The following is a 4,829-nucleotide window of genomic DNA, read 5'->3' as shown; positions in this document are numbered from 1 at the left end:
AGACGATGCTGGCGGTGGGCATGGCCGCATGGGTCGTGCGTTACGTCATGTTCGCCTTTGGCGATGCGGGCGGCGGCTTCTCGCTGCTGGTGATCGGCATCGTGCTGCACGGCATCTGCTACGACTTCTTCTTCGTCACCGGCCAGATCTACACCGATGCGCATGCCGGGCCGGCCGCGCGCAGCAGCGCGCAGGGATTCATCACCCTGGCCACGTATGGCGTGGGCATGCTGATCGGCACGTTCCTGTCCGGCGCGGTGGTGGAGCACTTCACCACTGCAGCCGGTCCGGACTGGCAGCAGATCTGGCTGTTCCCGGCAGGGGTCGCGCTGCTCGTGCTGATCGCCTTCCTGCTGCTTTTCCGCGACCGGCCAGTGGTTGCGGCCGCACCTTCCACGCCCTGAGGACCCTAACTGATGCCAAAGCCTGGAATCGCCATCGTCGGCACAGGAATGATCGGTGCCGTGCACCGTCGCGCGGCGCTGCTGGCGGGTGCCGACATCCGTGGCGTGGCCGCCTCTTCTCCGCAGCGCGCACGCGACGTGGCGCAGGCGTGGGGTGTCCCGCGTGCCTATCGGGACATCGAGGAGGTGGTCGCCGATCCACAGGTGCAGGTCGTGCACGTATGCACGCCCAACCACCTGCACCGCCCCATGGCACAGGCCGCACTGGAAGCCGGCAAGCACGTGGTCTGCGAGAAGCCGCTGGCCACTACGCTGGAAGACGCCCGGGCGCTGGCGGCGTTGGCTACCGCCAACGCGCTGGTCGCCACGGTGCCCTTCGTCTACCGCTACCACCCGGTGGTCCGCGAGGCGCGCGCACGCATCGCCCATGGCGAACTGGGGCCGTTGCACCTCATCCACGGCAGCTACCTGCAGGACTGGCTGCTGGACCCGGCCAGCAWCAACTGGCGCGTGGACCCGGCGCTGGGCGGCGCCTCGCGCGTGTTCGCCGACATCGGCTCGCACTGGTGTGACCTGGTGGAATGGGTCAGCGGCGAGCGCTTCACCGAGGTCAGCGCGGCGTTCGACACGGTGATCGCCGAACGCAGCACCGACACCGGGCAGAGCTTCACCACAGCAGCGGCCGGTGGCGCGATGCAGGCGGTCACCAGCGAGGACGTGGCCGCGGCGATGTTCCGTACCGGCGCCGGGACGCTGGCATCGTTGACGGTCAGCCAGGTATCGGCCGGACGCCACAACCGCCTCTGGTTCGAGATTGATGGTGCCAGGGCCAGCGTGGCGTTCAACCAGGAAGATGCCGAGCGCCTGTGGATCGGCAAGCCCGACCAGCGCGAGGAAGTATTCGTGCGCGGGCCGGGCGCCGGCAGTGCCGAACAGCGCCGGCTGTCGCTGTTGCCGGCCGGGCACGCGCAGGGCTACGGCCACTGCTTCGAGGCATTCGTCGCCGACACCTACCGCGCCATCGAAGGCGAGCGACCGGATGGCCTGCCCACCTTCGAAGACGGCGTGCGCTCGGCGCTGATCGTCGACCGCGTCATCACCTCGGCCAGGACCCGTGCCTGGACCGCCATCGGTTGAACCCCGGGAGCATCTCATGATGAACACGCCTGCCCGCAGAACTGCCACCCTCGCCCTGCTGCTGTTCGCTGCCCTGCCCGTCCTGGCACACGAAGCCGTCAGCCCGCACAAGCCCATCGCCGTGCAGATGTACTCACTGCGCAACGCCGGCCCGCTCGACCAGCAGTTGAAGATCGTCCACGACGCCGGCGTGGATGCGGTGGAAACGGTGGGCACGCAGGGCGTCAGCGCGGCCGAACTCAAGCAGTTGCTGGACCGGTATTCGATCAGGGCGATTTCCTCCCACGTGCAACTGGCCGAGCTGCGCAAGGACCTGGACGGCGTGGTGGCCTTCAACCGGTCGATCGGCAACACCACCCTGGTGGTGCCTTACCTGGACGCGAAGGATCGGCCGACCGATGCCGCAGGCTGGACCGCGCTGGGCAAGGAACTGGGCGCGATCGCCAAGCAGGTACGGGCCAAGGGCATGCGCCTGGCCTACCACAACCATGACTTCGAACTGGTCGACTTCAATGGCCGGACCGGCCTGGAACTGCTGTTCGCAGCGGCCGGACCGGACCTGCAGACCGAGCTGGACCTGGCCTGGGTCGCGCGTGCGGGMCTGGACCCGGCGGTGATGCTCGGCAAGTTCCGCGGCCGCCTGTTYGCGGTRCACGCCAAGGACAATGCAGCCGAGGGCCAGGCCGAAGACGAGGGCGGCTTCGCTGCCGTCGGCCAGGGTGTGCTGGACTGGCGCGCGATCCTGCCAGCCGCCGCAGCGGCCGGCGTGCACTGGTACATCCTCGAGCACGACCAGCCACGTGATCCGGCCAAGGTCATCCAGACCGGCGCGGACTACCTGCGTGAACACCTGTCCCCCCGCCTGCCAGCCAGCGCGCAGCGCTAGTACGCGAAGGAGTCCTGATTGAAAACGATGCTGAAAGTGGCTGTGATTCTCTGTGCGGCGATGCTGGCAACCACGGCATGGTCCAAGGACGACCCTGCAGCCGGCGCAAAGCTCTACACAGCGAACTGCACGGCCTGCCATGGTGCCGATCGCGCCGGCATGCCGGGCGCATTCCCCGCRCTCACCGACATCGGCAAGCGCCTGGATGCCGCGCAGATCAAGGACAAGATCAGGAAGGGCGGCGGACTGATGCCGCCGTTCTCCCAGCTGTCGCAACAGGAGATCGACGACATCACCAGTTATCTGGCGAAATAGGCCGCCAGCGTTACAGCTCGCGCACCCAGATGTTGCGGTAGCTGACTTTGGCGTCGTGCTCCTGCAGATGGATCGGCGCGCACGCATGCGGTGAATACGAGGGCGGGCCGATGTACTCGGTCCTGCCCGCCAGCACGGTGTCGTCCTGCACCAGCACGCCGTTGTGCAGGACGGTGATGCGCGCAGGCGACACAAGCCCACCGCCCACTGAGAAGCGCGGCGCCTTCCAGAGGATGTCGTAGGCCTGCCACTGCCCCGGTGCACGCGAGGCGTTCACCAGCGGCATGGCCTGCTTGTAGATGGAGCCGGCCTGACCGTTGGCATAGGTCGGGTTGTTGTAGCTGTCCAGCACCTGCAGCTCATAGAGTTCCTGCAGGAAGATGCCGCTGTTGCCCCGGTTCTGGCCGTCGAAACCCTTGGTCTCGACAGGTGTGCGCCACTCGACATGCAGCTGGATGTCGCAGAAGCGCTGCTTGGTGCGGATGCCCTTGCTGCCCGGCACGATGGTCATGGCGCCGTCGGCGACGGTCCAGGGCACACGCCCGCCCTGCTCCGACTCCCAGGCGGAGGCATCCTTGCCATCGAACAGCACGATGGCGTCGGACGGCGCCTTGCCCGGCGGCGTGGCCACGGTTGCAGGCACGGGCGTCCACACCTCGGTCTTCGCCGGGTCGCGCGCAGGATCGGTGTTGGCCTGCGCGAACGCCGGTGCAGCGGCGAGCACGCCGGCGGCGATCAATAGCGGCGCGATCTTCATGGCGTGATCCATCAGCTGGTCCCCCATGCGGGCGTGCCGGGAACATAGGCCAGCTCGCCGTCGTAGCGGCCCGGCACGGCGACGTAACGCAGCACTTCGGTCGCGCCAACCTTGGAGGTAAAGAAACCGAAGATGGTGAGCTGCTTGAACATCGTGAAGTAATGCGGCATCGGCTCTCCTGCTTCGGCGGTGCCGGTTTCGGTCACCTCGACCGCGTGCTTCCTGGCCTCTGCATCCAGCGCGCGCAGCAGTTCAGTGCGGGCCTGCGGCGCAAGTGAAACGAAGCGGCCGCCGGCGCGTTTGTCGATATCGGCGAGGCCAGCGCGGAATGTCGCCTGCTGCCGGGCGGTGTAGCAGTCGCTGACGAACGTCGCCATGAACGCACCGGCGCCTGCGTCTTTCGCCCCCGGCGTTTTCGTCCGCGGCAGGATGGTCTCGGCGATCTCGTCCAGCGTGCCGACATCCGCGTCCGAGAAGCGCGTCTTCGCCCCTGCGGCGGGAGCCTGTGCCTGACCGAGCGCGGGCAGGCCGATCATCGCCGCGCCGGTGGCGGCGACGATCATCTTCAGCAGTTCGCGGCGGTCCATCAGAGGTTCCCCGCTTTCAGTTCGCGCACGGCGTGGTCGGCAGCCCGCGCGGTCAGCGCCATGTAGGTCAGCGAAGGATTCACGCACGCGCTGGAGGTCATGCAGGCACCGTCGGTCACATAGACGTTGGGCGCATCCCAGACCTGGTTGTGCTGGTTCAGCACGGACGTCCTGCGGTCACGGCCCATGCGCGCGGTCCCCATCTCATGGATGCCCTTGCCCGGGGCGTAGTCGTTGTCGTGCATCTCCACTTCCTTGACGCCGGCGGCCTCGAGCATCTCGGCGGCATCGGCGGCCATGTCCTTGCGCATGGCCAGTTCGTTGGCGCGCATGGATACATCCATCGCCAGCACCGGCAGACCCCACTTGTCCTTGCGGTCCCGGTCCAGGCGGATCGTGTTGTCGTGGTGCGGCAGCATTTCGCCGAAGCCGGTCATGCCGATGCGCCAGTCACCGGGCACGGTCAGCGCCTCCTTCAGGTCGGCGCCGATGTTCAGCTCGGCAATCTCGCGCGACCACCCCGTGCGGCTGGCACCGCCCTGGTAGCCGAAGCCGCGCAGGTAGCCGCGCTTGTCAGCGGCCACGTTGCGGAAGCGGGGAATGTAGAAGCCGCAGGGACGACGGCCGAAGTAGTACTTGTCCTCGAAGCCTTCGACCCGGCCGGAGGCACCCGCGCCGAAATGATGGTCCATCACGTTGTGTCCCAGCTCACCGGACGAAGAGCCCAGCCCACCCTCCCACAC

7 protein-coding genes are annotated in these 4,829 nt (G+C 67.5%); 4 read left to right on the top strand and 3 right to left on the bottom strand.

The genetic code is table 11. From position 1 onward, the window contains the following. The 4 genes from AC1VAN_RS11485 to AC1VAN_RS11470 all read left to right on the top strand — a co-directional run. A partial coding sequence (locus AC1VAN_RS11485) for an MFS transporter (RefSeq protein ID WP_480985834.1) occupies positions 1 to 404 on the top strand: 404 nt, incomplete at its 5' end. A 12-nt stretch (positions 405 to 416) separates the two neighbouring features. After that, positions 417 to 1,541 (top strand): Gfo/Idh/MocA family protein, encoded by a 1,125-nt coding sequence (locus AC1VAN_RS11480; RefSeq protein WP_480985833.1) that lies wholly within the window; start codon positions 417 to 419, stop codon positions 1,539 to 1,541. 19 nt (positions 1,542 to 1,560) lie between these two features. Beyond that, complete coding sequence (locus AC1VAN_RS11475; RefSeq protein WP_282280692.1) at positions 1,561 to 2,427, top strand: sugar phosphate isomerase/epimerase family protein; 867 nt, start codon at positions 1,561 to 1,563, stop codon at positions 2,425 to 2,427. 27 nt (positions 2,428 to 2,454) lie between these two features. Further along, positions 2,455 to 2,742, top strand: coding sequence for a c-type cytochrome (locus AC1VAN_RS11470; RefSeq protein WP_032951568.1), 288 nt, complete (start codon positions 2,455 to 2,457; stop codon positions 2,740 to 2,742). A gap of 10 nt (positions 2,743 to 2,752) precedes the next feature. Here the strand turns inward: AC1VAN_RS11470 and AC1VAN_RS11465 are convergent, their stop codons facing one another. The 3 genes from AC1VAN_RS11465 to AC1VAN_RS11455 form a co-directional block, all read right to left on the bottom strand. Next, entirely contained in the window at positions 2,753 to 3,526 is a 774-nt protein-coding gene (locus AC1VAN_RS11465; protein ID WP_282280691.1) for a 3-keto-disaccharide hydrolase, read from the bottom strand. Beyond that, on the bottom strand, positions 3,511 to 4,086 hold the full coding sequence (locus AC1VAN_RS11460) for a gluconate 2-dehydrogenase subunit 3 family protein (protein ID WP_032975889.1): 576 nt from the start codon (positions 4,084 to 4,086) through the stop codon (positions 3,511 to 3,513). The genes AC1VAN_RS11465 and AC1VAN_RS11460 overlap by 16 nt, the downstream gene beginning before the upstream one ends. Then, positions 4,086 to 4,829: GMC family oxidoreductase (locus tag AC1VAN_RS11455; RefSeq protein WP_480985832.1), on the bottom strand; the 744-nt coding region annotated here is incomplete at its 5' end. The genes AC1VAN_RS11460 and AC1VAN_RS11455, both read right to left, overlap by 1 nt.

The organism is Stenotrophomonas sp. 05L44_2 (assembly GCF_056665995.1).
Note: the sequence above shows the minus strand (reverse complement) of the source record. Positions and strands in the feature narration are given on the sequence as shown.